This is a genomic window from Georgenia sp. AZ-5 (assembly GCF_043952095.1).
Taxonomy (GTDB): domain Bacteria; phylum Actinomycetota; class Actinomycetes; order Actinomycetales; family Actinomycetaceae; genus Georgenia.
In genome coordinates this window covers 2354838-2381486 of the sequence record NZ_JBINOU010000001.1, presented here as the reverse complement: position 1 = coordinate 2381486, position 26649 = coordinate 2354838, and the positions used below count along the sequence as shown (strand labels likewise).

General features: G+C 71.1%; 28 protein-coding genes, 4 tRNA genes and 1 pseudogene. 24 read left to right on the top strand and 9 right to left on the bottom strand.

The window, feature by feature from the left end:
- Positions 1-193 precede the first annotated feature (193 nt).
- The 12 genes from ACF0H8_RS11175 to ACF0H8_RS11120 all read left to right on the top strand — a co-directional run bounded on the left by ACF0H8_RS11175 (position 194) and on the right by ACF0H8_RS11120 (position 11889).
- Entirely contained in the window at positions 194-1102 is a 909-nt protein-coding gene (locus ACF0H8_RS11175; protein WP_395288999.1) for a bifunctional DNA primase/polymerase, read from the top strand.
- A gap of 382 nt (positions 1103-1484) precedes the next feature.
- Positions 1485-2327, top strand: a complete 843-nt coding sequence (locus ACF0H8_RS11170; RefSeq protein ID WP_395288998.1) for a hypothetical protein — start codon at positions 1485-1487, stop codon at positions 2325-2327.
- On the top strand, positions 2320-3306 hold the full coding sequence (locus tag ACF0H8_RS11165) for a ParB N-terminal domain-containing protein (protein ID WP_395288997.1): 987 nt from the start codon (positions 2320-2322) through the stop codon (positions 3304-3306). The genes ACF0H8_RS11170 and ACF0H8_RS11165 overlap by 8 nt, the downstream gene beginning before the upstream one ends.
- A gap of 14 nt (positions 3307-3320) precedes the next feature.
- Positions 3321-4013 carry a hypothetical protein gene (locus ACF0H8_RS11160; protein ID WP_395288996.1) on the top strand — a complete coding sequence of 231 codons (693 nt, stop codon included), beginning with the start codon at positions 3321-3323 and terminating at the stop codon, positions 4011-4013.
- A 15-nt stretch (positions 4014-4028) separates the two neighbouring features.
- On the top strand, positions 4029-5225 hold the full coding sequence (locus ACF0H8_RS11155) for a M23 family metallopeptidase (protein ID WP_395288995.1): 1197 nt from the start codon (positions 4029-4031) through the stop codon (positions 5223-5225).
- Positions 5222-5509, top strand: coding sequence for a DUF6112 family protein (locus ACF0H8_RS11150; protein ID WP_395288994.1), 288 nt, complete (start codon positions 5222-5224; stop codon positions 5507-5509). The genes ACF0H8_RS11155 and ACF0H8_RS11150 overlap by 4 nt, the downstream gene beginning before the upstream one ends.
- A 24-nt stretch (positions 5510-5533) precedes the next feature.
- The gene (locus tag ACF0H8_RS11145) at positions 5534-5848 is read left to right on the top strand and encodes a DUF6112 family protein (RefSeq protein ID WP_395288993.1); all 315 of its coding nucleotides are present in this window, start codon (positions 5534-5536) and stop codon (positions 5846-5848) included.
- 27 nt (positions 5849-5875) lie between these two features.
- Positions 5876-7189, top strand: a complete 1314-nt coding sequence (locus ACF0H8_RS11140) for a conjugal transfer protein TrbL (protein WP_395288992.1) — start codon at positions 5876-5878, stop codon at positions 7187-7189.
- Positions 7186-8652 (top strand): SCO6880 family protein, encoded by a 1467-nt coding sequence (locus ACF0H8_RS11135; protein ID WP_395288991.1) that lies wholly within the window; start codon positions 7186-7188, stop codon positions 8650-8652. The genes ACF0H8_RS11140 and ACF0H8_RS11135 overlap by 4 nt, the downstream gene beginning before the upstream one ends.
- A 155-nt stretch (positions 8653-8807) precedes the next feature.
- Positions 8808-9269 carry a hypothetical protein gene (locus ACF0H8_RS11130; RefSeq protein ID WP_395288990.1) on the top strand — a complete coding sequence of 154 codons (462 nt, stop codon included), beginning with the start codon at positions 8808-8810 and terminating at the stop codon, positions 9267-9269.
- On the top strand, positions 9266-10819 hold the full coding sequence (locus ACF0H8_RS11125; protein ID WP_395288989.1) for an ATP-binding protein: 1554 nt from the start codon (positions 9266-9268) through the stop codon (positions 10817-10819). Before ACF0H8_RS11130 ends, ACF0H8_RS11125 begins: the two co-directional genes overlap by 4 nt.
- The gene (locus ACF0H8_RS11120; protein ID WP_395288988.1) at positions 10816-11889 is read left to right on the top strand and encodes an ArdC-like ssDNA-binding domain-containing protein; all 1074 of its coding nucleotides are present in this window, start codon (positions 10816-10818) and stop codon (positions 11887-11889) included. The genes ACF0H8_RS11125 and ACF0H8_RS11120 overlap by 4 nt, the downstream gene beginning before the upstream one ends.
- On the opposite strand, the gene ACF0H8_RS11115 is transcribed toward ACF0H8_RS11120, so the two are convergent.
- On the bottom strand, positions 11853-12077 hold the full coding sequence (locus ACF0H8_RS11115) for a hypothetical protein (RefSeq protein ID WP_395288987.1): 225 nt from the start codon (positions 12075-12077) through the stop codon (positions 11853-11855). The genes ACF0H8_RS11120 and ACF0H8_RS11115 overlap by 37 nt on opposite strands.
- 44 nt (positions 12078-12121) lie before the next feature.
- Here ACF0H8_RS11115 and ACF0H8_RS11110 point away from each other — a divergent pair, with 44 nt between their 5' ends.
- Both ACF0H8_RS11110 and ACF0H8_RS11105 read left to right on the top strand, forming a co-directional pair.
- Positions 12122-12430, top strand: coding sequence for a hypothetical protein (locus ACF0H8_RS11110; RefSeq protein ID WP_395288986.1), 309 nt, complete (start codon positions 12122-12124; stop codon positions 12428-12430).
- Positions 12430-14193: a type IV secretory system conjugative DNA transfer family protein gene (locus ACF0H8_RS11105; RefSeq protein WP_395288985.1), complete on the top strand. Its 1764-nt coding sequence runs from the start codon at positions 12430-12432 to the stop codon at positions 14191-14193. Before ACF0H8_RS11110 ends, ACF0H8_RS11105 begins: the two co-directional genes overlap by 1 nt.
- A 4-nt stretch (positions 14194-14197) precedes the next feature.
- Here ACF0H8_RS11105 and ACF0H8_RS11100 read toward each other — a convergent pair whose 3' ends face one another.
- Positions 14198-14707, bottom strand: a complete 510-nt coding sequence (locus ACF0H8_RS11100; RefSeq protein ID WP_395288984.1) for a hypothetical protein — start codon at positions 14705-14707, stop codon at positions 14198-14200.
- A 24-nt stretch (positions 14708-14731) separates the two neighbouring features.
- Here ACF0H8_RS11100 and ACF0H8_RS11095 point away from each other — a divergent pair, with 24 nt between their 5' ends.
- A complete protein-coding gene (locus ACF0H8_RS11095; RefSeq protein ID WP_395288983.1) occupies positions 14732-15241 on the top strand; it encodes a single-stranded DNA-binding protein in 510 nt (169 codons plus the stop codon).
- Complete coding sequence (locus ACF0H8_RS11090) at positions 15238-15765, top strand: hypothetical protein (protein WP_395288982.1); 528 nt, start codon at positions 15238-15240, stop codon at positions 15763-15765. The genes ACF0H8_RS11095 and ACF0H8_RS11090 overlap by 4 nt, the downstream gene beginning before the upstream one ends.
- Here the strand turns inward: ACF0H8_RS11090 and ACF0H8_RS11085 are convergent.
- A protein-coding gene (locus ACF0H8_RS11085) for an IS5 family transposase (protein ID WP_395287080.1) occupies positions 15748-16645 on the bottom strand; the annotation gives its coding sequence in 2 pieces (ribosomal slippage) (positions 15748-16284 and positions 16286-16645; 897 coding nt in all). The two genes, ACF0H8_RS11090 and ACF0H8_RS11085, sit on opposite strands and share 18 nt — an antisense overlap.
- Before the next feature lie 452 nt (positions 16646-17097).
- Here ACF0H8_RS11085 and ACF0H8_RS11080 point away from each other — a divergent pair.
- Entirely contained in the window at positions 17098-17334 is a 237-nt protein-coding gene (locus ACF0H8_RS11080; protein ID WP_395288981.1) for an excisionase family DNA-binding protein, read from the top strand.
- Positions 17335-17546: 212 nt separating this feature from the next.
- On the opposite strand, the gene ACF0H8_RS11075 is transcribed toward ACF0H8_RS11080, so the two are convergent.
- The 3 genes from ACF0H8_RS11075 to ACF0H8_RS11065 all read right to left on the bottom strand — a co-directional run bounded on the left by ACF0H8_RS11075 (position 17547) and on the right by ACF0H8_RS11065 (position 19907).
- Positions 17547-18764 carry a tyrosine-type recombinase/integrase gene (locus ACF0H8_RS11075; RefSeq protein WP_395288980.1) on the bottom strand — a complete coding sequence of 406 codons (1218 nt, stop codon included), beginning with the start codon at positions 18762-18764 and terminating at the stop codon, positions 17547-17549.
- 169 nt (positions 18765-18933) lie between these two features.
- Positions 18934-19008, bottom strand: a tRNA-Val gene (locus ACF0H8_RS11070).
- 158 nt (positions 19009-19166) lie between these two features.
- On the bottom strand, positions 19167-19907 hold the full coding sequence (locus ACF0H8_RS11065) for an aminotransferase class IV (RefSeq protein ID WP_395288979.1): 741 nt from the start codon (positions 19905-19907) through the stop codon (positions 19167-19169).
- 224 nt (positions 19908-20131) lie between these two features.
- Between ACF0H8_RS11065 and ACF0H8_RS11060 the strand changes: the two genes are divergently transcribed.
- The 6 genes from ACF0H8_RS11060 (at position 20132) to ACF0H8_RS11035 (ending at position 22366) form a co-directional block, all read left to right on the top strand.
- Positions 20132-20204, top strand: a tRNA-Gly gene (locus tag ACF0H8_RS11060).
- Positions 20205-20240: 36 nt separating this feature from the next.
- A tRNA-Cys gene (locus tag ACF0H8_RS11055) sits at positions 20241-20311 on the top strand.
- A 16-nt stretch (positions 20312-20327) separates the two neighbouring features.
- A tRNA-Val gene (locus tag ACF0H8_RS11050) sits at positions 20328-20399 on the top strand.
- A 565-nt stretch (positions 20400-20964) separates the two neighbouring features.
- Positions 20965-21252: a hypothetical protein gene (locus ACF0H8_RS11045; protein ID WP_395288978.1), complete on the top strand. Its 288-nt coding sequence runs from the start codon at positions 20965-20967 to the stop codon at positions 21250-21252.
- 368 nt (positions 21253-21620) lie between these two features.
- Positions 21621-21860, top strand: coding sequence for a hypothetical protein (locus tag ACF0H8_RS11040; RefSeq protein ID WP_395288977.1), 240 nt, complete (start codon positions 21621-21623; stop codon positions 21858-21860).
- On the top strand, positions 21860-22366 hold the full coding sequence (locus ACF0H8_RS11035) for a hypothetical protein (RefSeq protein ID WP_395288976.1): 507 nt from the start codon (positions 21860-21862) through the stop codon (positions 22364-22366). The genes ACF0H8_RS11040 and ACF0H8_RS11035 overlap by 1 nt, the downstream gene beginning before the upstream one ends.
- A gap of 104 nt (positions 22367-22470) precedes the next feature.
- Here the strand turns inward: ACF0H8_RS11035 and ACF0H8_RS11030 are convergent, their stop codons facing one another.
- Both ACF0H8_RS11030 and ACF0H8_RS11025 read right to left on the bottom strand, forming a co-directional pair.
- A complete protein-coding gene (locus ACF0H8_RS11030; protein ID WP_395288975.1) occupies positions 22471-23820 on the bottom strand; it encodes an amidase in 1350 nt (449 codons plus the stop codon).
- Positions 23817-24761 carry an enoyl-CoA hydratase/isomerase family protein gene (locus ACF0H8_RS11025; protein WP_395288974.1) on the bottom strand — a complete coding sequence of 315 codons (945 nt, stop codon included), beginning with the start codon at positions 24759-24761 and terminating at the stop codon, positions 23817-23819. Before ACF0H8_RS11025 ends, ACF0H8_RS11030 begins: the two co-directional genes overlap by 4 nt.
- An 83-nt stretch (positions 24762-24844) precedes the next feature.
- Between ACF0H8_RS11025 and ACF0H8_RS11020 the strand changes: the two are divergent.
- Positions 24845-25742, top strand: a pseudogene (locus ACF0H8_RS11020) (IS5 family transposase).
- Here the strand turns inward: ACF0H8_RS11020 and ACF0H8_RS11015 are convergent.
- A complete protein-coding gene (locus ACF0H8_RS11015) occupies positions 25739-26629 on the bottom strand; it encodes an IclR family transcriptional regulator (RefSeq protein WP_395288973.1) in 891 nt (296 codons plus the stop codon). The pseudogene ACF0H8_RS11020 and the gene ACF0H8_RS11015 overlap by 4 nt on opposite strands.
- Positions 26630-26649 lie beyond the last annotated feature (20 nt).

Genomic DNA, 26649 nt, shown 5'->3' with positions numbered 1-26649 from the left:
CTCGGAAAAGTACGCCCCCTTGCGATGTCGCCGCGCCATCGGAAGGTAATCACGCTGCTTCTCCGGCCTTCATGCTTGCCGCGATGGAGTCTTGGGGTATACCCAGCGACCTGCATGAACACCCATGTTGGGTGAGGGGGTAGACCGTGTAGGGGTACGAGATGGGTGATACCGCACCGCCAGCGTTGCGGCCATGAACCACGCCCCCGCACCGGCAAGTTGGACGCCAGCGGCGTTCGCGCGCGCAGCGTCTGCGCCCACGATTGCTGACGCCGCGCTCGCATTCGCGAGGGCCGGCGCCGCGGTGTTCCCGTGCTTGCCCGAGGGCAAGGCGCCGCTGACAGTGCGCGGCTTCCATGACGCCAGCTCTGACCCGCGGCGGGTCGAGTCGTGGTGGCGCCAGTCCCCTCGGGCGAACATCGGCTTGCCCACGGGCGCATCGGCCGGGATCGACGTAGTCGACGTCGACGTGCACTCATCTGGAGCGGGTTTCGGCGCGCTCGACCGCGCCCGCCGGACTGGCCTGACGGGGAACTGGGCATGGATCGTGCGCACCCCGTCGGGTGGCGTCCACCTCTACTACCCGCACCCGGGCGGCAGCGAGCAGCGATCGTGGTCCACACCCGGCGCGCACGTGGACTTCCGCGGGGACGGCGGCTACGTCATCGCCCCGCCCTCACGGGTCCGAACCGTCGACGGCGGTGTGCGGGCTTACGAGCTGACCGTCGTCGCTCACGGCGAGCCGGCTCCGGTAAACGCGGCCGCGCTGCGGTCCTTCCTCCTCCCGCCACGTCCGAAGCGGCCCGCCGGTCTAGCACCGACGCACGGAAGTAATCCGGAGCACCTGGCCGCGTGGGTGGCGTCGCGGCCGGAGGGCGGGCGCAACGACGGCTTGTTCTGGGCCGCGTGCCGAATGGTCGAGCACGGCTTCGACCTGCCCTCCACGCTCGGCGCGCTCGGCGCCGCCGCACAGCACGCCGGGCTTCCCGAGCGCGAAGCGATCGCCACCATCCGCTCGGCCTTCCGCACGGCCCCGTTCCCCACACCGGTCAAGGGCGGCGGTCGCCGCCGCCCGCCTACCCATGAGGCGATATCGCGATGAGCACACCATACGAGCCACGCCCCCCGCGGCCCCTGCCGGCGGCCCCGCAGGCGCCGGCCACCCGACGTCCGCCGTCGGCGCTCGCGCTGTTCGACGATCCGTCCGCTCCCAACGACCGCGCGGCCGAACTGGAGCCGCTTCAGGCTGAGACGGGCCGACCCCGCGCCGGCTCAAATGGTGTCAGGCCGTCGCGCGGCAGCTCCGGCTGGATCCGTCCGTCGGACATCCCCGAGGCCGCGCTCGCTCCGGCGGTGGGGTGGGTGGTCGGGCGCACCTTCGACCTCCAGTCCACGGCGACCAAGGCGGCGGTGCGCGCGCCGGCGGCCGCGGCCCGCAGGATCCGGGCCCGTCGCGCTCAGGCGCGGCAGGGGGTGCAGCCGCGATGACCGAATGGTCGTTCACGTCCTCGGCCGGGCTGCGCGAGTTGCTGATCCGGCTGCATCGTGACCCGCAGCGGTGGCGCGATGACCGGGAGGCTGCGGCACTGGTGGCCTACTGCGCCGACCGCTACCGGGCACTGGCCCGCAAGTACGAGCAGGAGCCCGCTGACGCAGCGCGGGCGGCGTTTGAGGTCCTGCTCGCGCCCGCTACCCGGTGGGCGAACGACCCGTGGGGCGTGGTGACCAGCGCCGTGCGGCACACGCTGCAGCGCGAGCACCGGGCCCACGGGCTGCTGTGCGGCGACGAGCAGGCCCGCCACCTGCTGCGCTCGCGCGATCGGGACGTCACGCGGTTCGCCGATCACCGGCTGCTCGAGTTCCACCCCGCCCTGCAGATCCGACTCCAGCTGGACGCCCATGGCGCCGGATCGGACGACCGGGACGAGCGCTGGCGCGCCCAGGCGGTCCTCGGGCCCGACGCCGCCGTGCAGGTCGCCGTCGAGATCTTCGTGCGCTGCGGGTGGCAGGCGGATCACGCCCGCCAGGTGCTGGCGGCCGTGTGCGCCCGGACGATCGAGGCGGGCAGCCGCGCCACGGCGTTTGAGTACCTGCGCCGCGACGTCGAGGCGTGGGCCCATCTGGACCTCACGCAGCACCAGTGGACGCGCGTGCTGACGGTCGTCCTCGGCAGCCAACACCGCGATGAGGCGAACACCGACGTCGGCCGCGGGGTGCTCTGGCGGCTCATCGCGGGCCACACCCGTGAGGAGGTCCTGGCCGACGAGCGGATCACGCGGCTGCTGGAAGGCGCCGCGCCCAGGGCCTTGGAGGCGAGTCATGTCTGAGGTGCGCGAGTACCGGGGTGCTGAGCGGTCCGTCGACTCGATCGTGGTGGGCGCCCGACACCGCACGGACCTGGGCGACTTGACCCCGCTCATGGAGTCGATCCAGCGGGTCGGCCTGCTGCAGCCCATCACGGTCACGCCCGATGGCCTGCTCGTGTGCGGGGCCCGACGGCTGGAGGCGCTCAAGCGGCTCGGGGTCAAGACGGTCAACGTGTGGGTGCGGGCTGGGATCTCCGACAAGCTGTCAAGTCTGCTCGCCCAGCAGGACGAGAACGCCCTGCGCAAGCCGCTGTCCCCGATCGAGGCCGCGGAGCTGTACCGGGAGCTGAAGGCGCTCCTGGCGGAGGACGCGCAGCGCCGGATCGCGGCGAACCAGTTCCGCCCGATGGGCGGGAACGGCGGAACGTCAGGCCGGGGCGATTCGCCCCGGCCGGAGCGTGGTCCTGGGCGCACCCGTGAGGAGGCCGCGGACTTCGTGACGGGCTCCGCGTCGTACAAGCGGCTTGAGCAGATCAACAAGCTGCGGGCGATGATCGGAGACGAGACCCGGCCGTTGACGATCCGTCGTCTCGCCGAGGCCAAGCTGGACGCGATCGCCGCTGGCGCACCCGTCGCCCCCGCCTACGAGTCCGTCATGCAGGCGATCGCGACCGCCGAACGCGAACCCAACCCGTTGACGCCGGAGCAGATCGCCCAGCTCGGGGTCGCGGCCCTGGAGCGCGCCAAGAAGGAGCGGCCCGCCCGCGTCCAGCCGCTCAAGGCGCACCAGGCCCCGCCGGCCCCGGTCAAGCGCAGCCCGAAGGCGCTGGTGCTGACGTGGCGGGACCTGGATGGCTGGACGCGGCACTACGACGCCGACCAGGTCGCCGCCGAGCTCTCCGATGCCGACTGGGGCCTGTTCGAGCGCGTGGTGTCCGAGAGCGTCGGGTTCCTCGAGGCCGTCGGCGCAGCCCGCCAGGCACGCACCGGTGTGGCATGAGGGTGGTGAGGACTATGCTCGTTCGCTCCCCCACCGCCCGCCTGTGGCATCGCGTGCGCCTAGCGCTCGGCATCGTGCTGGGATGCCTGCTGGTGGGCTTCACCGCCTACGGGGTCGTCAGCACCGTCACCCGAAACCCCCGCGCGGCGGACCCAGTCATCACCAGCTCGGGCCCCCGCGCCGTCGCACCGCAGGCACCACCGGACCTGGCGGCGGACGGTGAACGGGCGCCGATCGACGCGACGCCGGATCCGGCCGCGTTCGCCACCGACGTCAGCCGGGCAATCTTCGACTGGGACACCACCGGACCGGTCGACCTCGCCGAGATCAAGGGCCGGCTGCTGGCCGTGGCCGACCCGACCGGGCATGAGGCCCCCGGGCTGGTCGCCGACCTGGCCGGCTACGTGCCCAGCGCCCCGACGTGGGACTTCCTCACGCAGTACTCCACCAGGCAGTGGATCGAGATCCGTGACGTCGCCGAGCCGGCCCAGTGGGCCCGGGCGCTGGCCGCGGCCGGCGAGGACGCGCCGGCTCCGGGCGTCACTGCGTTGACGGTGACCGGGGTCCGGCACCGGGCCGGCGTGTGGCAGGGCGAGCCCGTCAGGCAGCAGTTCGACGTCGCGTTCACCGTCTTCGTCGTCTGCGAACCGTCCTACCCCACCTGCTACCTGCTGCGCCTGTCGCAGCTGGACAACCCCCTGCGGTGAGAGGCGGGACCTGACATGCTCCGGCTGCTCGCCGTCGGCCTGCTGGCCATGCTCGCGTCCCCGGCCCTCGTCCTGGTCCTGCTCGCCGCCACCGTGGCGTCCACGCTCTCTTCGTGCCAGGCGTCGGCGACCCTCGCCGTCGGACAGGTGCCCGACAGCCTCACCGCGACCGCCACGGACGGGTCAGACGTCCGCCTGAACCGGACCCAGCTCACCCACGCCGCGACCATCATCACGGTGGGCTCTCGCACCGACGGCGTGGGCCGCGACGGCCTGCTCGTCGCGCTCATGGCCGCCCTGACCGAGTCGCGGCTGCTGATGTACGCCAACACCGGCGCGTACCCGGCCTCGGCGACCTACCCGCATGACGCCGACGGGGCGGACCACGACTCGCTCGGCCTCTTCCAGATGCGCCCCGCGGCCGGGTGGGGCTCGGTCGCCGACCTGATGGACCCGACCTACCAGGCCAGGGCGTTCTTCGGCGGGCCGACCGGGCCCAACGGCGGCTCCCCACGCGGGCTGCTCGACATCCCCGACTGGGACCAGCTCCCCAAGGGCGCCGCCGCCCAAGCCGTCGAGGTCTCCGCCTACCCGGACCGGTACGCACGCTACGAGCCGGTCGCCGAGGCGATCCTGGCCGCGCTCACCGCGCCGCCCGCCGTGATCGGTGAAAGCGGGCCGGACCGCGCCGGTGGGGTGTCCGCGGCGGCGTTGCCCGCGACGACCGCCACCGTCTTTCCGCTGCCGGCCGGCACGTGGACGCACACCTCGCCGTTCGGCATGCGCCTGCACCCGATCCTGGGCGTGCGGCGGCTGCACGCGGGCGTGGACCTGGCCGCGCCCGCGGGCACCCCGGTCCTGGCCACCGCCGCCGGTCGCGTGGTCGCCGCCGGGTACTCCGGCGACCTGGGCAACCGTCTCGTGCTCGTGCACGACGTCGACGGCGAGCTGGTGGCGTCGGTGTACGGGCACCTGGGCGACGGCGGGATTCGCGTGGCGGTCGGTGACCTCGTGGCCGCCGGGGCGCACATCGGCGACGTCGGGTCGACCGGCATGTCCACCGGCCCGCACCTGCACTTCCAGATCCATCGCGGCGGACCGGACGCGTCACCTGTCGACCCGGCCGGGTGGCTGTCCTCCGCCACCGAGGCCGACGCCAACGGGGCACCGCCCGCACCGCGGCCCGACTTCTGCCTGGCGGTGGGGGCGTGACCGCCCGCCTGCGTGCCGGCCCGGTCAGGCCGGACTTCGCGGCCGTGGCCGCGACCGGCGAGCTCGAGCGCGTCGTCGGCGCCCTGCTGACCGTCGCGCTGATCACCGCCGTGGCGATGGTCGTGGTGTGCGCGGCCGTGTGGGCGCTGACCGCTCACACGGGCAACTGGTCCACTGCCGCCCGCGCCCGCACCGGCGTCCTGGTCGCCCTCGCCGGGGCCGGTCTGACCGGTGCCGCCCTGGCCTGGACGAACTGGCTGCTGGACACCGGCGCCAGGCTCTGACGCACCGACCATCCGGAGCAGACAATGTCGACCCTCATCAACTCGTCCGCCGTCACGACCGTGCTGGCGCAGATCTCCATCACCCCGAACAGCGACGGGCTGCCCGGTATCGCGCAGCTGCGCACGATTGTCGGCGCCGTTATGACGGTCGGGCTCATCCTGGCCGTCCTCGCGGTGATCATCTCGGCGATCGTCTGGGCCCTGGGGGCCCACTCCGCCAACCCGCACGCGGCAAGTCGCGGCAAGTCCGGCGTCCTGATCGCGGTGGGCACCGCGGTCATCTGCGGCGCCGCGGTCGCCCTCGTGACCTTCTTCTGGAACGTCGGGCAGACCGTCTAGGTCTGACCCTCAACGGAGGTGGTCCTCATGGCTGTCAGTGTGTGCGAGATCCCGGGCATCGCCGCGGTGTGCGCGAAGGTCGGCGAGTCGGTCGCCACCGCACTCCTCGTCCCGTTTCAGGTGCTGGCGGACCTGACGACGTCCGCCGCGGCGTGGATGGTCCGCACGATGTGGGCCGCGTTTGAGACCACGACCTTCGTGGACATCACCACCGGTCAGTTCACCCGCGTCTACAGCATCGTCTTCGGCGTGGCCGTCTTCATCATGGTCACGTTCTTCCTGCTGCAGGTCATTACCGCGATGATCCGCCGAGAGCCGGCCGCCCTGTCCCGGGCGGCGCTCGGACTGGCCAAGTCCGTCCTGGGCTCCTTCGTCGTCCTGACCCTGGTCGCCACCGCCCTGGAGATCACCGACCAGTTGTGCCTGGGCATCATCCAAGCCACCGGCACCACCCTGGACCAGATGGGCGAGCGCATCTCGCTGCCCACCGCCGCCCTGACCTACGCCGGCGCCGCGGGCGGGCCGGCGTTGCCGATCATCGTGGTGTTCCTCCTGGCCTGCTTGGCCATCGGCGCGTCGTTCATCGTCTGGCTCAGCCTGCTGATCCGAAAGGCCTTGCTGCTCATCGCGATCGTGTTCGCTCCCTTCGCCCTCGCCGGCGCCTCGTGGGACGCCACGCGGGGGTGGGTCTCTCGGTGGGCGTCGTTCGTCCTCGCGCTGATCTCGTCCGAGCTCGTGGTCGTCGTGATCTTCCTGCTCGCAACCGCCCAGGTTTCCGCGCCCATCAGCCCGGACCTGCAATCCTTTGCCGACCCGATGGCCGGCGTCGTCCTCATGCTCGTTGCCGGGTTCGCGCCGTACCTGACGTACAAGGCGATCAGCTTCATCGGCTTCGACATGTACCACGCCGTCGGCGCCGAGCAGGAGGCCAAGCAGGCGGTCAACCGGCCCATCCCGATTCCCACCCGCGCCCTGCCCCGCGCCAGTGCGCCTGCGGTCCTTGGCGGCCCGCCCGGGACACCCGGCACACAGGGGCAGCCCGGCCAGCCAGGCACGGGCGGTCCGGGGACCGCGCCCACCGCGGTACGCACCGGCGGCGCTCCGGCACCGTCGACGGCGGGCTCGGCAACAGCCTCGTCCGGCGCACCGGCAGCCGGCAGCTCGGCTGCCGGGGGGTCCGCGGCCGGTGGCGCGGCCGTCGCCGGCGGAGCCGCCGCAACCGGTGCCCTCCTCGCCGGTGCCGTCGCCGTCGAGGCCACGAAGGTCGGCCCACGCGTGGGCCGGGCCATTGCGGGACAAGCCGCCCAGCACGACACCGCCGCCCGAGGAGCACAACCATGACGACCACCCCCTCTCGGCCGGCCGGCGAGGCCGAGCTCCAGCCGGTCAAGTTCTCCCGCCTGTCCCGCCGAGGCGTCCTGCTCGGGCTGTCCGGACCCCAGCTGGTCGCCGCCGGGTCCGGCGCCGCGATACTCGTGGTCGCCCTCTACCTCGGGGAAACCACGCTTCCCTACACCGCGCCGCTCATCGCCGGCAGCGCCGTGCTCGCGCTCGTTCGGGTGGCCGGTCGCCCGATCATCGAGTGGCTGCCCCTCGCCGCCCGCTGGGGCCGGCGCTCGATGACCGGGCAGCTGGAGTACCGGGCACGGATCAGCAGGCCGCGCCCCGCCGGTACGCTCGCGCTGCCAGGAGACGCCGCGCGGCTGCGGCAGCTGGTCGACGCCGACACCGGCGCGGTCTACGTGCACGATCCGCACACCAGGACACTGGTCGCGGTCATCGGGGTCGCTCACCCGGCGTTCATCCTGCTCGAGCCCGCCGACCAGCAGCGCCGCATCGCCGGGTGGGGGCGCGTCCTGGCCACCGCCTGCCGATCGGGGCGCCTGGCCTGCCTGCAAGTCATGGAGCGCACCCTTCCCGCCTCAGGCAAGGGCCTGACGGACTGGTGGACCCATCGCGGCCGATTCGACGGGTCATGGCCCTCGCGCACCTACGGCGAGCTGATCGAGCGAGCCGGGCCGGCCGGCGAGCGGCATGCCACCACGATCTCGCTCGCCCTCAACCTCTCTTCGGCCGGACGATCGATCCAGGCCGCCGGGGGCGGCATGCGCGGCGCCGTCGCGGTGCTGCGCCAGGAGGTCGAGACCCTCACCGCGGCCATGCGCGCAGCCGAGCTGGCACCCTCGGCGCCGCTCGGGCCCGGCGACCTGGCGCTCATGCTGCGCTCGGCCTACGACCCACTCGTCGCCTCAACACTCGAGCGCTACGGCGAGCTCGGCCGCGACCTCGCGTCCGCCGGCCCGGTCTCGGTGGCCGAAACCTCGGGATCGATCCGCTCGGACTCCGCCCACCACGCGGTGCTGTGGATCTCCGAGTGGCCCCGCGCCCATGTCTTTCCCACGTTCCTCAGCCCCGTGCTGCTGTCCTCAGGCGTGCGGCGCACCTTCACGATGCTGTTCACCCCCGTTCGGGCCGACATCGCCGCCCGAGACATCCGCAAGAAGAAGACCGAGTACCTCTCCGACGCCGCCCAGCGCGCCAAGATCGGCCAGATCGATGACGCCGCCCAGACCGCGGAGTACGCCGACGTCCTGCAGCAGGAAGCCGACCTCACCGCCGGACACGGCATCCTGCGGGCCACGGGGCTGATCACCCTCAGCGCCGAGAGCCCCGGCGAACTCGAGCGTGCTGTTGCCGCGATCGAGCAGGCCGCAATTCAGTCCTCGTGCGAAACCCGCCGGCTGTGGGGACAGCAAGCGCAGGCATTCACCGCGGCCGCCCTCCCGATCTGCAGGGCCATGTAACCACCTCACCTCACCGGGCAGCAGCAGCAAAGGAACTCCGTGAAGTTCAAGAAACAGGGGCGAGTAGGGACGACGATGCGGACGGACTTCGACGACTGAAGCGGGGGCTGCCTGCACACCTCCTGGGTGACCGACCGTCGTCCAGGAGGTTCACCATGGCGGACTACGACCGCCCCGTCCCCTCAGCTGACGAAGCCGCCGAAGCGCTGCGCGCGCTGGCCCACGCCACCCGCTGGTTCGAAACCCCCGGCGATACCTATTGGGTCGTCGGCGACCTCCTTGCCATCACCCGCCGACTGCAGGCGGTGCTGGGCAACGTAGCCAGCGCGCACATGCATCACCGCGAGCTCGCGCACGATGACGCCGGCGACCGGCAGGAGGGCCACAGGCACGCACGTGACGCGGCTGCGGCGCTGCGCCGCGCGTCGCTTCGGCTCGAGGAGGTCGAGCGGCTGATCAACATGGCATCGGTCAGCACCGGGCGCATTGCCTGGTACGACCCGCCGCACGCCAAGGTCGAGACCGAGCCGCCCCGGCCGACGGCCCCACCTCAGCAGAAGGACGCCGCTACACAGCGTGACCGCCGCGTGACGCCTCCGCCGGGGCTGTCGCGATGAGCGGTCGCCAGCGCCTGCACACTGCCGTGCTGGTCTCTCCCGCCGGGGAGCGCGGCCGCCTCCGTCGGATGCGCCGCCGGGCCGCGGCTGAACTGGCCGCGGCCGACCGGGCGGCACGGCAGCAGGCCGAGCGTGCGCGGCGGATCGCCGAGCGTGCGGAACGGCGCGCGGTGGCGCTGCTCCCGGCGGCCGGCGAGCCTGGCCCGGCGGCGTTGCGAACGCCCGGCAGGTTCCGGCTCCCCCGCCACCAGGACACCTCCGCGACCTGGGCAGGTGCGTACCCCTTCCTGGCCGAGGGCGGCCTGGGGTCCGACGGCGTATTCGTCGGCCGCGACCTCTATTCGGGTGGATCCTTCGTCTACGACCCCTGGGTGCTCTACCAGCGTGGGGTAATCACCGCGCCGAACGTGGTGCTGGCCGGGATCGTCGGGGCCGGGAAGTCGTCGCTCGCCAAGTCGGTGTACACCCGCTCGATCCCGTTCGGGCGCCGCGTCTACGTGCCGAGTGACCCCAAGGGTGAGCACACCGCCGTCGCCGAGGCTGTCGGCGGCGTGGCGATCCGGCTCGGGCACGGGCTGCCCAACCGGCTCAACCCGCTCGATGAGGGCCCGCGGCCGTCGGGGCTGGACGACGCCCAGTGGGCCGCGCAGCTGACCGCCCGCCGCCGTGACCTGGTCAGCGCGCTGGCCGAGACTGTCCTCGACCGCCGCCTCTCCCCGCTGGAGCACACCGCGATCGACGTCGCCCTGGCCGACGTGGTCCGCACCGCCGACGTGCCGATCCTGCCGATGGTCGTCGACCGGCTCTTGACCCCCGACGCGAACAGCGATCCCGAGCACCGCCTGGTCGAGGACGGCCGGCTACCAGGTCATGCGCTGCGCCGGCTCGTGGCCGGCGACCTCGCCGGCATGTTCGACGGGCCCTCCACGGTCCGGTTCGACCCGACCCTGCCGATGGTGTCGCTCGACCTGTCGGCCGTCGCGGAGAACTCCACCGCCATCTCGCTCCTCATGACGTGCGCCTCGGCCTGGATGGAAGCCGCGCTGCTGGACCCCAACGGTGGGCGGCGGTGGGTCGTCTACGACGAGGCGTGGCGGCTCATGGCCCATCCCGCGCTGCTGCGGCGCATGGACGCGCACTGGCGCCTGGCCCGCCACTACGGAATCGCGAACATGCTGATCTTCCACAAGCTGTCCGACCTGGAGAACGTCGGGAACTCCGGCTCTGCCAACCGCGCGATCGCGGCCTCATTGCTGGCGAACGCCGAGATCCGAATCATCTACCGGCAAGAGTCCGACCAGCTCGGCCCCACCGCACGCGCCCTCGGGCTTACCCGCACCGAACGGGAGCACCTGCCGGCCCTGGACACCGGGCAGGGCCTGTGGCGCATCCGCGACCGCTCGTTCGTCGTCCAGCACCAGCTCCATCCGGCCGAGGCCGCGCTGTTCGACACCTCCGCACGCCTGACAGGTGAGCCACGCGAGCTCACCGAGCATGACCACGCCACCGGACCGTCTGGGCAAGTCGCCGCACCAGGCGGTGCGCGATGACCCCCGGACCGGCAGACCGGACCGCGCGGGCCGCAGCGCGCGATGCCAAGCTCGACGCCACGCAAGAGATGCTCGAAGCCGCCGTCGGGGCGCTGGTGACCGGGGACGACTGGCGCCGAGCACTCGAGTTCACCGCACGCTTCCGGACACGGTCGTTCAACAACACGCTGCTGATCTACCTCCAGCACCTGCAGGCGTACGAGCAGGGCCGCGTGCCCGACCCGACCCCGACATACGTCGCCGGATACCACCAGTGGCTGGCTCTGGGCAGGCACGTGCTCAAGGGCCAGGCCGGCTACGTCATCCTCGCCCCCGTCACGGCCCGGTACGCCAACGACGACCCCGAGCGTGACGCGTGGCGACGGTTGGCCCCGTACGAGAGACCAGGCCCCGGCGAGGCGCTCCGCTCCCGCGTGGTCGGCGTGAAGCGAGCGCATGTGTGGGACGTGTCCCAGACCGACGGCGACCCGCTGCCCGAGCCACCGATGCCCGTGCTGCTTCAGGGCACGGCGCCCGACGGGCTGTGGGACGGGCTTGCCGCGCGGATCGTCGACGCGGGGTTCGGTCTGCGCCGCGTCCCGGACGCGACAACGATGCACGGGGCCAACGGGCTGACCGACTACGCCGCGAAGGTCGTATCGGTGCGCCAAGACATGGGCGCCGCGGCCCAGGTCAAGACACTCGCCCACGAGCTGGGCCACGTCCTGCTGCACGGCCCGGACAACCCGGACGCGGCCCTGCACCGCGGGATCGCCGAGGTCGAGGCCGAGTCGGTCGCCCTGATGATCGGCGCCGCCCACGGCCTGGACACCACGACCTACACCGTGCCCTACGTCGCCTCATGGGCATCCTCGGTGCCGGGCAAGAGCCCGATCGAGGTGGTGAAATCCACCGCCGAGCGAGTGCGCACGACCGCCGCGTCGATCCTGGACAAGCTCGCCACCGCCCAGGTCGGCAACGGCGAACCCCCCGGCCTCGAGGCGATCCGCCAGGCGGCCGCGGCAACTCCGCCGCGACAGGGCCGATCACGGGATCACCGCACGACCCGTTCGACGGTGGTGACCCGGTGAAGCGTCGCAACCCCGACGTCCAGGCCGACCTCAAGAAGGTCCACATCACCTATGCCGACGACTGGAGCTATAGCGTCACGCTCGACGGCGAACCGCACCAGGTGCCCGAACCGCCGGTCCCGATCAACCCGCGCGACCCGCGCGACATCGCCCGGCTCATCGCTCTGGAACTGGACCAGGCCGTGCATGTGGTGGCCCTCAACCCCGAGGGGGGCACTTCACCGACCTGGTCATGCCCGTGCCGTTCCAGGCTCCGCCCGCGCCCATCGAGCCGGCGGCACACACGCTCGCCGAAGCGGCGAGCCGGGGACCCAAGTTGCCGTTCGGCGTCATCGGCAGCGGCTTCCTGCCCGGCGAGGAGGTCGCGTTCGCCGTCGTGGTCGCAACGGCACCCGCCGACGCCCAGGGGCTCGCCGAAGTGCCGCTGCCGCCGGCGCTGCTGACCCGGCTACCCGAGGTGATCGTGCTGTTCGGGCGGACGTCCGGGACTCTCGTCGTGCACGACCCCACCGACCAGACCCTCGCGGCAGGAGCGGTGTAATGAGCGCACCGAGCCCCCGTGGCGGCGACGAGCTGGTCAACCTCGGTCTCGTGCTGGTCGTCACGGCCGTCGTCCTCGGCGTCCTGCTCGGCGCGGCCGGGTTTCTCGCCGCGGTCGTGTCCGGCCTCGAGCCGCCCCCGACCAGTCTCACTGCCGGCGTCGGTGTCCTGCTCCGCCCCGGCTCCCCCGCCGACGTCCTGGACACCCCAGGCCTAAACCCGATCGTGTACTGGGCCGTCGTCGGCCTCCTGCTCGCGGCCCTCGGTGCTGCGGCGTGGGGAGTGTGGCGACTCGGGCGGCGCACGCGCGGCCGGGGAGTGCGCGACCCGCGCCGCCTGGCCGGCACCGGCACCGCGCACGACGTCGCCCGACTCGCATCGCAGAAGGCGCTCCTGGCCCGGTCCGGCGCGCTGCGCCCCTCCCTGATCAAGCCCAAGCCCGCAGACGTGGGCTACCAGCTCGGCACCTGCCGCGGCCAGCAGGTCTGGGCCTCGGTCGAGGACTCGATCCTGCTGCTCGGCCCGCCCCGCTCCGGCAAGGGCCTGCATGTGGTCATCAACGCCATCCTCGACGCCCCCGGCGCGGTCATCACCACCTCGACCCGCCCGGACAACCTCACCGCGACCATGACGGCCCGCGAACGCCGCGGCCCGGTCGCCGTGTTCGACCCTCAGAACCTGGCATCGGGACTGCCCAGCGGGCTGCGCTGGTCACCGGTGCGCGGGTGCGAGAACCCACTCACCGCGATGATCCGCGCCGCCGGATTCTCCTCGGCCACCGGCCTGTCCACCGGCGGGGTCGAGTCTGGCGGGTTCTGGGAAGGCAAGACCCGCACCGCACTCCAAGCTCTCCTGCACGCCGCCGCCCTTGGCCAGTGCTCGCCGCGCGAGCTGTTCGCCTGGTCGCTCTCGCCGTCGGCCGCCGCCGACGCCGTCGCCATCCTCTCCTCGCAGCCGGACGCTGCCCCCGGGTGGGCCGAGTCCCTGGAGTCCACCATCCACTCCGACCCCAGAACCCGTGACTCGATCTGGATGGGCGTGTCCCTCGCGCTGACCTGCCTGGCCGACCCACGCGTCCTGGACGCCGTCAGCCCCGCGCCGGGAGAGCACTTCGACCCCGCTGAGTTCCTTACCAGCAACGGCACGCTGTACCTGCTGTCCACCGGGGCCGGCGCGTCGGCATCCTGGTCGCTGGTCGCGGCGTTCATAGAAGACCTCGTCGAGACCGCACGGGCACTGGCCGCCGCCTCCCCGGGTGCACGGCTCGACCCACCGCTGCTCCTGGCGCTCGACGAGATCGGCAACCTCTCGCCGCTGCCGTCGCTGCCCGTGCTCATGGCCGAAGGCGGCGGCACCGGCATCACCACCATGCCGGTCCTGCAGTCGCTATCCCAGGCACGCGCGAAGTGGGGCGACCACAACACCGGCGCGATCTGGGACGCCTCCATCGTCAAGATCATCCTCGGCGGGGCATCGGTCGCCAAAGACCTGCACGACGTCTCCGCGCTCATCGGCGAACGCGACGAGCTCACCGACTCCGTCTCGATCGGCGACCACGGCGCACGCTCGATTCAGCGATCCACCCGGCGCGTGCCGATCATGCCGCCCGAAACGATCCGCATGCTGCCGTTCGGCACCGCCATGGTCTTGCTGCGCAGCGCACCAACGATGATCACCAACCTGCGGGCCTGGACCACGCGCGCCGACGCTGCCCGGATAGCCGCAGACCGCGCCACCATCGAGCAGCAGCTGCGCCGGGCCTAGGGCATCAGGAACGGACAGCCTCGAGCAAAGACACGACGGCGAGTCGATCATCGCTGGGCCGCCGAACGATCTTCCCTCGTCTGCTCTCGAAAGCGTCAAGCGTGATGATCACGAGCTTCAACCCATGCTCAGGCACCAGCTCGCGGCGACGCCCGTCATACAGCGCCCGCTGCAAACCGCGATGCACACCGGAGACCGTCAGCCGCTCCGGCTTGTCGAAGAAACTTACGGCCTCGTCGTGCTGGCGCTCATAGAACTCCACGACGAGGTCGAAGCCCGGCCAGTACGCATCGACGGGGAGAGCAACCCGCCGCCCGGTCTTCGGAGACGGATCTCCCAGCAGCCAGGGGAACCGATGCTGGCGAAGCCCCTTCACGCTGAGCACCGCATCACACAGGTCAATCACGTAGTGCTCGTCGCTTGACGCTCGCGAGGCCATGACGGCGACCTTAGCCGTGGCTACATGTTGAACGTCGCACACCTGTAGGTCGGAAGCGGTGACCATCAAGGTCACCGCCGCGAGCGCAGGAAGGGCGCCATGACCATCCCTACGCAGGACAGCCTGGCCGGGTTCATCGCCTCGACACCAGAGGTGTCGTTCACCGAAAGGGGCGAGACCCGGGTTCACTACCGGGTCGGAGTTGAGCACTGGCGCCGGGAGGACGACGGCTCCTTCACGAAGTTGGACAGCTCCTTCCACGACCTGCTGCTGTCCGGTCGGACCGCGGAGCGGGCCGCGAACATCTTCCGCAAGGGCGACACGTTCGTCGCCCACGGCCAAGTCGAGAACTACCCGATGGAACGTGACGGGCACGCCAACCCACGCGCGGTGTTCGTGGCCCGGCGCATCGGGCACGACCTGGCGCGCACCCGTTACACCGTCGACCGCCGACCCGCACACGACGTCGACGCCTCGCCGGGCGTGCACCAAGCCGAACAAACACCCCAGACCGCCCGCACGGACAACGGCGCGGGCCCGCCGGCGTCGGCGCCGTCCTCTCGCTCGCGCACCGCCGGCGCAGAGCATGCGCCCACGATCAGCCGGTGAGCACGATGAGCGGACACACCAGCGGCGAAGTCCCATGGATCCTCCCCACCACACCGCCAGACACCGCTGCGGAGGCGCATGAGCCGCCGCCCGGACCAATCTCGACAGTCCCGCCGACATCCCTCAACGGAGGCAGCGGACCCCACGCGCCCGGGACGATGCACCTGCCGGAATCGGGCGATGCGGAGGACTACAACGACGAGGAGTTCGACGATCTCGACCCCGCCCGCCCGGCGCCGCCGGCCCCCATCGACTGGCGGTTCCTCTCTCCGCGACGTGCCGAGCACGAGCTGCGCACCCTGGACGAGTGGGTGAACTGGCTCCGCCACGAGTTCGGCATCCCACCGACGATCATCCCGCCGCTGTGGCACCGCCATCCCGAACTGCTGTGGGAACTGTCCGCACTGCACACTCACTTCCTCACCGCCCACGATCCGGACGCCTCCGGCTCAGCCCCGATCGGCTTCCTCGAGGACTTCGCCGAAGCCCGCAACCGGCTACGCGACTTAGGGCGTGTCTCTTAATGTCTTGAGCCAGATGGTGATGGCCCGGAGGACGACGCCGCCGCGGTAGGTCAGGGCGAGCTTGTCGTAGCGGGTGGCCAGGGCGCGCCATTGCTTGAAGACGTTGAAGGAGCGTTCAACGACGTTGCGCCGCTTGTAAGCCTCGGTGTCGTAGGTGACCGGGCGTCCACCCTTGGATCCTCGGCGTTTGCGGTTGGCGACTTGGTCGGAGCGTTCGGGGATGACGGCCTGGATGCCGCGCCGGCGCAGCAGCGCCCGGATGGCCTTCGAGGAGTAGGCCTTGTCAGCCAGCGCCCGCACCGGCGTGGTGCGGGCGCGTCCGGGACCCAGCCTGGGAACTTCCAAGGCGCCGAGGACGTGCTCGAACATCGGTGAGTCCCCGCCCTGGCCGGGGCCGAGCAGCATCACGAGCGGGCGCATGTTCCCGTCGCACAGGTGGTGAATCTTCGTGCTCAGCCCGCCGCGGGAACGGCCGATGGCGTGATCAGGCGGCTCCTCGCGCAGTTTCGTGTAATTCGACAGGTCCCCCTGTGTCCCGGGGCAGGTTCGTGGCGTGCTGGTGGGCACGGTTGATCGTGGAGTCCACCGAGACCTCCCAGTCGATCAGCCCGGCGGCGTCGGCGTGGGCGAGCAGCGTGGTGAGGACCTTGTCCCAGGTGCCATCGCCGCTGAACCGGCGGTGTCGCTTCCACACCGTCTGCCACGGCCCGAAACGCTCGGGCAGGTCCCGCCACGGGATGCCGGCCCGGTAGCGGTAGATGATTCCCTCCACCACCATGCGGTGCTCCCGGAACGGCCGCCCCCGCCGCCCGCCCGAGGACGGCATCAACGGCTCGATCAACTCCCACTGGGCATCCGTGAGCTGGGCAGTACGCGACACCCTCGCAGCGTTTCAGACAGACAGCGCAGCCTTTAGGAGACACGCCCTAGTTGCCACCTGCGGCACACGCCTTGACCGCGACCGGCCCACCCGCGCCACCACCTGGCCCGGCGAGGCACCAGTAGCCCTCGTCGAAGAGCAGCCCATCACCGACCGGGCTGCGGACTTCGAGGCCTTCGTGGCCCAGTACGCCGAAGCGCGGGGGCCTCGAGCAGAAGCTCGCGATCGCCCGGCTCACCCATCCGAGTTAGCCAGCCTGACGGCAGATGCGACATGAGTCCTCACATGGACTGGCGACGCACGCCGTTACCGCCATCGTCCTGGTGCATAGACACCGCGATCTACAGCGTCCGCACGCGTGCCTGTGCCCCGTCTGCGTGCCGCGGTTGACCTTCCTCGGGCCCAGCGGGGTCGGAACCGACCCTTGATGAGATTCACCATCGAGACAGGAGATGAGCACCATGCGGTCCTCAAAAACGACCACCGTCCGAAGCGCTGTGCTCCCTGCCAACCTCGTCTCGTTGGCAGTTGCCGCCGAACACATCGGCGTCCACCCGAAGACGCTGCGCCGGCGGATCGCCGACGGCACCCTCACCGGCTATCGCATCGGCCGGATGGTCCGCGTCGACCTCGACGAGGTCGCCCGGTGCCTGATCACAACTATCACCACGACGCGCACCGTCGCCTGAGACTCACTCCCCGCCCCCAGGGCCCCAGGCGACACTGGTCGTTGCGGGGCCCCTGTGGGCCTACGAATCCGGGTCGGTGGGCCCACGCAAACACCGGGCGGCGCATCGGTCCTGGTCACGTGCCGTGTCACCAGCCGTCCGTCGACCGTCGGTGCCCGACGCCGTGGGCCTACGCTCGTCGAACCCGTGGGCCTCCGGACGGCCCACAGCGCTCACCTGGACCGGTTGGCGCCGGTGGCCTTCGCCTGGGAACTCTTCCCGCCGTCGGGCGTGGGCGACTTCTTCTTCCGCGCCGTCAGGTCGACCGGCACCAAGATGAAGTCATCCAGCGCATCGGCGATGTGAGCGTCGCGCGCCGCTACCGCCGCCTGGTACTTCATGGCCGCGTTCGGGGTGGTGTGCCCCAGGCGCGCCTGCAGTTCCGCGATCGTCGCCCCGGTCCGCGCCGCCTGAGTCGCCGCGGTCGCCCGCAGGTCGTGGATGCGCAGGTCCGGCCGGCCGATCGCCCGTCGCGCCTCGTCCCACACCTTGTAGAGCACCGACTGAGAGATCGGCGTGCCCACCCGGGAAGGGAAGACCAACCCGTCAGGACCAGCCTGGGAGAACGCCCCCATGTGTGTCTCGAGGATGTGCGTCACCGATGCCGGCAAGTGCACGATCCGCGCGCCGGCCTCGGTCTTGACCCCGCGCACGACCTTGCCCTGGCCGCGCAGGTTCTGGATCTGCTCCTCGACGACGACCCTGCGGCCGACGAGGTCGAGGTTGCGGCGACGCAGGTTGCGAAACTCCCCGGATCGCAGACCCGACCAGGCCGCCAGCAGGATCATGGCCCGGTACCGTTCGTCGAGATGCAGCAGTGCCTCAGCGATCTGCTCCGGTGTGGCAACGGTCTTCTTCGACCTGCGCGGCGCCTCGGAGGCACCACGGATCGTGCACGGGTTGTGATCGACCAGCCGGTCGCGCACCGCCGCGTTGAAGACCGAGGACACGAAGCCGTACACGCGCGCGGTCATCGTCTTGCCGGTCTGCTCCTGCACCCTGGTGTACCAGGAGGTGATGTCGCGCGCGGAGATCGCCCGCAGCGACTTCTTGCCGAGCTCGTCGTGGGTGAGAAACCTCTCCACGTAGGTCTCGTACTCCTCGTGGGTGCGGGGGGCGAGCTTGCGGACCTTCATGTTGGCCGCGACGTACTCGTTGAGGGTCACCGTGACCCGCGCCACCCGCTGGTCGGGCGGAATCCACTCCCCCCGCGCGATCAGCGCCTCCTCGGAGTACAGCCACGCCTCGGCGTCGATCTTGGTCGTGAAGGTCTGGTTGTACCGGCCCAGATCCGGCCCGCGGTACCGCGCACGCCACCCGGTCGTCTTGCCGGTCCTCGCGTTCTTGCGACGTTCGGTGTTGCCGAACCCCCGCCTGCTTCCGGTTGCCATTGGCTTCTCGCCTCCCACGGACTAGGTGTCTGTCGATCACCAGTCCGTGGGCACCCAGTGGGCCCACCAGGGGCCCACAGGGGGCATTCGGGTCCTCTCGTGTCCACCTGGGGCGGACACAGAAAGGGCCTCCGACCTGCGCTTTCGCTGGTCAGAGGCCCCATCGTGATGGTGGGCGATACTGGGTTCGAACCAGTGACCTCCTCGGTGTGAACGAGGCGCTCTACCACTGAGCCAATCGCCCGTGCGGGGCCCGGGGGCCCTGCGTTGCGAGATGAGATGTTAGCGAACGCTGGGCCGGATCGTGAAACCGGGAGGCCCGCCAGGCGGTGAGATGAAGCCCACACGCCGTCCCGAGCCGCGCGTTCCTGCGGTTCAGCCCCTCCGGTCCCCCGCCCCGCGTCACGGGTCGGGCTCGTCCAGGTGCCGGCGGGTGTAGATCTCGGCCACCTTTTCGGTGAGCGGTCCCTGCGCGAGCTCGCGCCCGTCGACGGCGCTGATGGGCACCACCCCGCGGGTCGAGGAGGTAAGCGCCGCGTGCGCGGCGCTCCGGAGTTCGGCGACGTCGAGGTCGACCTCCCGCACGTCGACCCCCTCCTCGCGCGCCCAGTCGAGCACCACGGCGCGGGTGACCCCCGCCAGGCACCCGGAGCTCAGGGGCGGGGTGAGCAGGGCGCCGTCGCGCTCGACGAACACGTTCGTGCCGGTCCCCTCGCACAGCTCGCCGCGCGTGTTGGCGAAGATCGCCTCGTCCGCACCGCGCTCCTTGGCCCACGCCAGCGCCCGGACGTTCTCCGCGTAGGAGGTTGTCTTCAGTCCGGCGATCGAGGAGCGCTCGTTGCGCACCCAGGGCACCACCTCCACGCGCGCGGCCCTGGGCGCCCCGACCGCGGAGGCGGCGACCACGAGCGTCGGCGGACCCCAGGCGGCATCGGTGCCCAGCGGCCCCTCCCCCGCCGTCCAGAGCACCCGCACGCGGCCGAGGTCCTGCCCCCAGGCGGCGGCGACCTCCTCGACGGCGCGGCGCACCAGCTCCCGGTCCGGCGCGGGGAGCCCGAGGCCGAGCGCCGAGCGCTCGAGCCGGTCGAGGTGGCGGGTCAGGGCGAACGGGCGGCCACCAAGCAGCTCGCACGCCTCGAACACCCCGTCGCCGACCGTCAGACCGTGGTCCGTCGCCCGCAGCAGGGGCTCCCCCGGTCCCGGAGCCGCCCGTCGAACCAGAGGATCACGCGATTTTCGGAGACCATGAGGGCACTGTGTCACGCCTCACGCCCCCAGACCACCCTCCGGATTTGGACTTTCGCCGCGGTCCTGGTTTAAAGTTCTGGAGCACCGCCGGAGAGCGAAAGCCCGCCGGAGGAGCGCGTGCGGATGTGGCTCAGTTGGTAGAGCATCACCTTGCCAAGGTGAGGGTCGCGGGTTCGAGTCCCGTCATCCGCTCGGAGGCACCACCCCCCGGTGGGCACACAGCCTCAGGGTGGCGTGGCCGAGAGGCGAGGCAGCGGCCTGCAAAGCCGTACACACGGGTTCGAATCCCGTCGCCACCTCGGATGCCGACAACTTGGGCGATTGGCGCAGCGGTAGCGCGCTTCCCTGACACGGAAGAGGTCACTGGTTCGATCCCAGTATCGCCCACAAGCAAGACCGCAGGTCAGAGGGGCCGCCCGGAGAGATCCGGGCGGCTCTTCCGGCGTCTCGAGCACGCCGTACCCCAACGCGTACCCCAGCGGGGCAGTTACGGCATGGGGAACGACCACGGGCCTCACAGCTCCTTCGGTATGCGGCGGGCCCATACGGCGCCGTGGAGCACAGCGGATCCGCACAGGATGCGGCCGCTACCCGTGACGCATGGCACCCAAAGCACCACCCAGACGCGATAGCCGCCAGTCGCGACCTGCCGGCCCCAACAGCAGGTTCCGATTTTTTGCGGACTCAGCGCGGACTGGCGTCAGTAGGCGGCTGCACCTTCTCTGCCCGGGGGCGACTCCTGATCCTTCGACCCAGCACAGGGAGTCGACCCCGGCGCTCGGCCCCAGAGCGAGACGGCGGCTTCCAGACGCCGGTCGCTGTCGCCGTGTGCGTCGACGCGCGGCACGCGGCGGCGGTGTTGGTGCCGCGGGCGGTCTACCGTCGCGGAGGGTACGGTGATGGCCGGCAGACGCGCGACCTCTCACGCCCACACTCGCGTCAGGAGATACCGATGGACGTCGTGATCAGGCACTACAAGGGCGCCCCCGAGCTCGCCGACGAGCTGGTACGCCGGAAAGACGACGTCGAGCAGCTGATCCGTGAAATACCTGGCTTTGTCGCCTACCACCTGGTGAAGACATCAGATGGTGCCTTCAGCGTCAGCATCTATCAGGACGCCTCCGGTACTCAGGAGTCGGTCCGGGCGGCGGCCGAGTACATGCGCACGAACCTACCGTCACTGACCATCTCACCGCCGGAAGTCATCGAAGGTGAGTCAGTCATTTCCTTCTCCGCTTGACGGCGGCACACATCACCGTTCTCTCCCACTCCCCGGCATTGTGCTCCGGGTGCACCTCCGCTCCCCCACGGGCGCCCCGCCGTATCGGCCCAGTCAGGACGACAAGGGCGGAAGGCTGGGCGGTGCCTCGGCCTGCCGGTGGGCCGCGCGGCGTCAACGCGGTTGACACCACTTTGTGATCCAGCGCAGCACGCCTCGCTTTCGCTCGTGTCGCTGATCCTGCTTCCGGAAAGGCAGCGTCAACGCCCACGGGCGACCCGGCTGGCGGTACGTCACCGGGCTCTGGGACGACGACGTCCCACTTACTCAGTACTCGACCCGGGATTCCACTGATGGCAGCGCCCGGCGCCCTCCCTAGCGTCGTGTCCGTGAGCGCCGAACATCCCACCCAGCGGGTCGAGATCCGATTCGTCGGCAGACCGACCGCAGTACAGATCCAGTGGGCGGCCGGCGTCAGCGAGGTCGAGACCGACGGTCCGATCGTGCGCTGCCTCCTCACCGGCAGCTTCCAGCCCTTCCTGGAGGCGCTGCGCGGGCACGAGGTCATCACCCTGCGCTCGACCCCCACGGTCGCACCGAGGTCAACACGAGTCGAAGGAGAGCTGTGATGCATCCCGTTGTGGGCGCGACGCCGCGCCGGCTGGCACGTACCGAGCCAGGCCGAACCGACTCGAAGGGCACCACGCCGGCGGACCGGGTGCCGCTGTGGCGCCTCTACGCGTTGAGGGTCGGGTACCTCATCATCGCGGTCGGGCTCGCCGTGACACGGTGGCCGGTGCTCGTCAACCACGCCCAGCCGTGGCCCCTCATGGACAGCGTCGTCGTCTGCATGCTCGTCGCGATGTCGCTCCTGGCCCTCCTCGGGATCCGGTACCCGGTGCAGATGCTGCCCCTGCTGCTGTTCGAGACGGCCTGGAAGCTGATCTGGCTCGCCGTCGTGGCGCTGCCGCTGTGGACCGCCGACCGCATGGACCCGGCCACCTGGGAGACGACCTTCGCCTGCCTCTGGGTCGTCATCGTTCTCGCCGTCATCCCCTGGCGCCACGTGATCACGCACTACGTCACAAAGCCCGGTGACCGGTGGCGCCCGGTCCACGCCGACTCAGGTCGGTAGCGCAGCCGATGACAACGGAGACGAGCCGTCGAACGAGACCCGGTTCGCGCCACGACTCCGACCATCTTGGCGACGGCGTGTCTGCTCCCGCCGAGACCGCTGGATCACGCACTCTCGCGCGCCGCCGAGAAGGTATCCGCAACGTGCACGAGCATGGCCTCGGAATTGCGCGGGCCGACAATCTGAAGGCCGACCGGAAGCCCTTCGTCGCCGGTGCCGCAGGGCACGGTGATGGCAGGGTGGCCGGTGAGGTTGAACGGTGCGGTGCACCGGATGATCGCCTCGAGGAGCTCCACCTCGCCCTCGTCGGTGCGGATCATGGGCGCGTCCCAGCGCGGTGGCTCGAGCACCGCCGTGGGGGTCACCAGGATGTCCGCCTCCTCCAGGACGAGGTCGAGCTCCTGGCGCAACTTCGCGCGGGTCTCCCGCGCGTTGACGTAGTCGACGGCGCTGTAGAGCCGGCCCGACAGGAGGCTCAGGCGGACGTCCGGGCCGTACTCCTGCAGGCGCGTCTCCAGGTAGTGGTGATGGATCGCCGCGGCCTCGGAGAACAGGATCGTCAGCACCGCGGCCGCCGCCCGGTGCATCCGCGGCAGTGTCACGTCACGAATCTCGAACCCGATGCTCCTGAGGCCCTCCACGGCGTTCTCGAATGCGCGCCGAACGCCGGGCTGGAAGTGTCTGCCGAAGAAGTCGGCGCACGTGACGGCCACCCTCCTCGGGCGCGGTGCGGCGAAGCCGCCGACCTCGTCGCCGGTCATGGCCCGGAGCAGCGCGAGCACGTCGCCCGGGGTCCGCGCCATCGGCCCGGCGTGGTCCAGGGAGTGGGAGAAGGGCACGATGCCCTCCACGCTGACGAGGCCGTAAGTCGGCTTGAGACCTACCACTCCACAAAATGCCGCCGGAATGCGGATCGACCCGCCGTCATCCGAACCGGTGGCCCCCAGGCACATGTGCGTCTGCAGGGCGACGGCGGAGCCGCCGCTGGAGCCGCCGGGCATCCGTGACGGGTCGTGCGGGTTGAGCGCGCGGCCGTAGTGGGGGTTGTCGTTCGTGGGCCCGTCGGCGAACTCGTGCATGTTGGTCATCCCGAGGATGACCGCACCTGCCCGGCGCAACGCCGTCACGGCCGCAGCGTCCCGGGTCGGGCGCCAGTCGCCGAGGATCCTCGACCCGGCCGACGTGACGAGGCCGGTGCATGCGTAGTTCGCCTTCAGGCCCACCGGGATCCCGTCGAGAGGGCCGAGCGTGCCACCTTTCCGGCGTCGGTCGTCGGCCCGGCGCGCGTCGGCGAGGACGTCGTCGTGCGGCCGGAGGTGGATGAAGGCGTTGAGATCGCCGTTGAGCTCGTCGATGCGGTCGAGGCAGGAGACGGCGAGCCCCACGGACGACAGCGCTCCGGTGTGGATCTCGGCCGCCGCGCCCGCGATCGTGAGCTCACGGGGCTCGGTCATGGCGCGCTTCCCGCTCCAGCCCTTCCCTGCTCGCCAGGTTCCTGGTCGGCAGGGTGCCAGGCGGCCTCTCCGGCGAGTGCCGCCGATCGCATCTCGATGTGCCGCGCCTCGTCGTCGAGCCACTGCCGCTCGTCGGCCACGAGTCCTTCGGCACCGCCGGGTCGGGTGTGCTTCGGGGTCGCCCCACCGTGACGCCGATCTAGGAACTGCCTCATCGCCTCGCCCGTTTCGGGTCCGGCGAACTGCCGGGCGGTGAGGTGATGACTCTCCCGGATGACCGTCTCGAGGTCACCCGTCGAGAGCAGGCGGTGCAGGAGCGCCTTCTGGACCCGGAAGCCGCTCCCCGGGAGACCAGAGATGGCGCGGGCCACCTCGACCGCCCGAGGAATCAGCCCGTCCGCCGGGGCCACCTCGTTGACGAGCCCGACGGCGACCGCCTCCTCGGAGCTCAGCCGGGCTCCTGTGTAGAACAAGGCCCGGGCGCGCGCCAAGCCCACGAAGTACGGGAGCAGGAGGCCCTCGAGCGGGGCGGCCACCCCGATGGTCAGCTCCGGTGCGCCGAAGACGGCGTGCGGGGCCGCGACCGTGTAGTCGCACGACATGGCGAGGATCAGGCCGGCGCCGAGGGCGAACCCGTTGACCGCGGCGACCACCGGTTTCGGGCAGCTCAGCACCGCAAGGTACATCCTGCGTTCCTCGACGAGCATGCGATCCATCTCGGCCATGCCGAAGAAGCGCATCTCGTTGATGTCGCTGCCCGCACAGAACGTCTGACCACCTTCCCCGGTGAGCACGATGGCGTCCGCGCCGGCGTCCCGCGTCCACCGCTCCACCTCAGCGGCGACGGCGGCCTTGGCCGCCTGCGGCAGGGAGTTGGCCTTATGGGCGCGCTCAATGGTCACCACTGCGACGCCGTCGGAGAGCGTCGATGCCAGGAACACCGCGGTGCCCCCTTCGGTCCTTGGGGCTGGGCCCTAGGGCGTGTCTCCTAAAGGCTGCGCTGTCTGTCTGAAACGCTGCGAGGGTGTCGCGTACTGCCCAGCTCACGGATGCCCAGTGGGAGTTGATCGAGCCGTTGATGCCGTCCTCGGGCGGGCGGCGGGGGCGGCCGTTCCGGGAGCACCGCATGGTGGTGGAGGGAATCATCTACCGCTACCGGGCCGGCATCCCGTGGCGGGACCTGCCCGAGCGTTTCGGGCCGTGGCAGACGGTGTGGAAGCGACACCGCCGGTTCAGCGGCGATGGCACCTGGGACAAGGTCCTCACCACGCTGCTCGCCCACGCCGACGCCGCCGGGCTGATCGACTGGGAGGTCTCGGTGGACTCCACGATCAACCGTGCCCACCAGCACGCCACGAACCTGCCCCGGGACACAGGGGGACCTGTCGAATTACACGAAACTGCGCGAGGAGCCGCCTGATCACGCCATCGGCCGTTCCCGCGGCGGGCTGAGCACGAAGATTCACCACCTGTGCGACGGGAACATGCGCCCGCTCGTGATGCTGCTCGGCCCCGGCCAGGGCGGGGACTCACCGATGTTCGAGCACGTCCTCGGCGCCTTGGAAGTTCCCAGGCTGGGTCCCGGACGCGCCCGCACCACGCCGGTGCGGGCGCTGGCTGACAAGGCCTACTCCTCGAAGGCCATCCGGGCGCTGCTGCGCCGGCGCGGCATCCAGGCCGTCATCCCCGAACGCTCCGACCAAGTCGCCAACCGCAAACGCCGAGGATCCAAGGGTGGACGCCCGGTCACCTACGACACCGAGGCTTACAAGCGGCGCAACGTCGTTGAACGCTCCTTCAACGTCTTCAAGCAATGGCGCGCCCTGGCCACCCGCTACGACAAGCTCGCCCTGACCTACCGCGGCGGCGTCGTCCTCCGGGCCATCACCATCTGGCTCAAGACATTAAGAGACACGCCCTAGTCAGGGATCACCCTGGCCCCGCTCGTGGTCCACATCTCGCGAAGCTGGGGCGTCCACGGCCGGAGCTCCGCTGAGAGCTCCTCGGCCGTCTCGCGCACCGCCGTGACGTGCTGCTCCAGCTGTGCCTGCAGCCGGGAGGCGGGCCCGGCGATGCTGATGGCCGCGCACGTGCCGTTGTCGCCGTACACGGGTGCGGCGATGCACATGAGCCCTTCCTCGATCTCCTCGTGGTCGATGGCGTATCCCTGTCGCGCCACCTCGAGGATGTGCTGCTCGAGCTGCTCCGGGTCGACGATCGTGTGGACGGTCACGGCCTGCAGCGGTTCGCCGAAGAGAAGTCTGCGCCGCTCGGCGCCGTCGAGCCCGGCGAGCAACACCTTGCCCAAGGCGGTGCAGTGGAGCGGTACCCGGCGGCCGACGGCCGACGGCATACGCAGCCGGCGCGTCCCCTCCACCTTTTCCACGTAGAGCACCTGCCCGGCGTAGAGCACAGCGAGGTGAGCGGTCTCCCCGGACTTGGTCACCAGCCGGGCGAGATGGTCGAGCGTCGTCTGCCGTAGCCCGTCCCTGAGCGGGATGCCCGCGGCGATCTCCAGCAGCCGCCACGTCAGCACGTACCGGCCCGAGGACTGGCGCACGAAGCCCTCCTCCTCGAGCGTGAGAAGGAGGCGGTGGACGGTGCTCTTGTGCATCCCCAGCGCGGCCGCCAGGCCCGTGACCCCCCACTCGGCGTGGTCGGGGCCGAAGCAACTGAGGACGCGCAGCGCCCGACGGGCTGATTCCACCGGCACCGCGCCCCGGCTGCCGTCCCCCCGGACGGTGGCGGTGCCCGCGTCGACATGCCCGGCGCGCGGGCGGCGTGAGGGGCCGGGTGGTGTGTGCGCCACGCGGTGTCCCTTCCGACCCG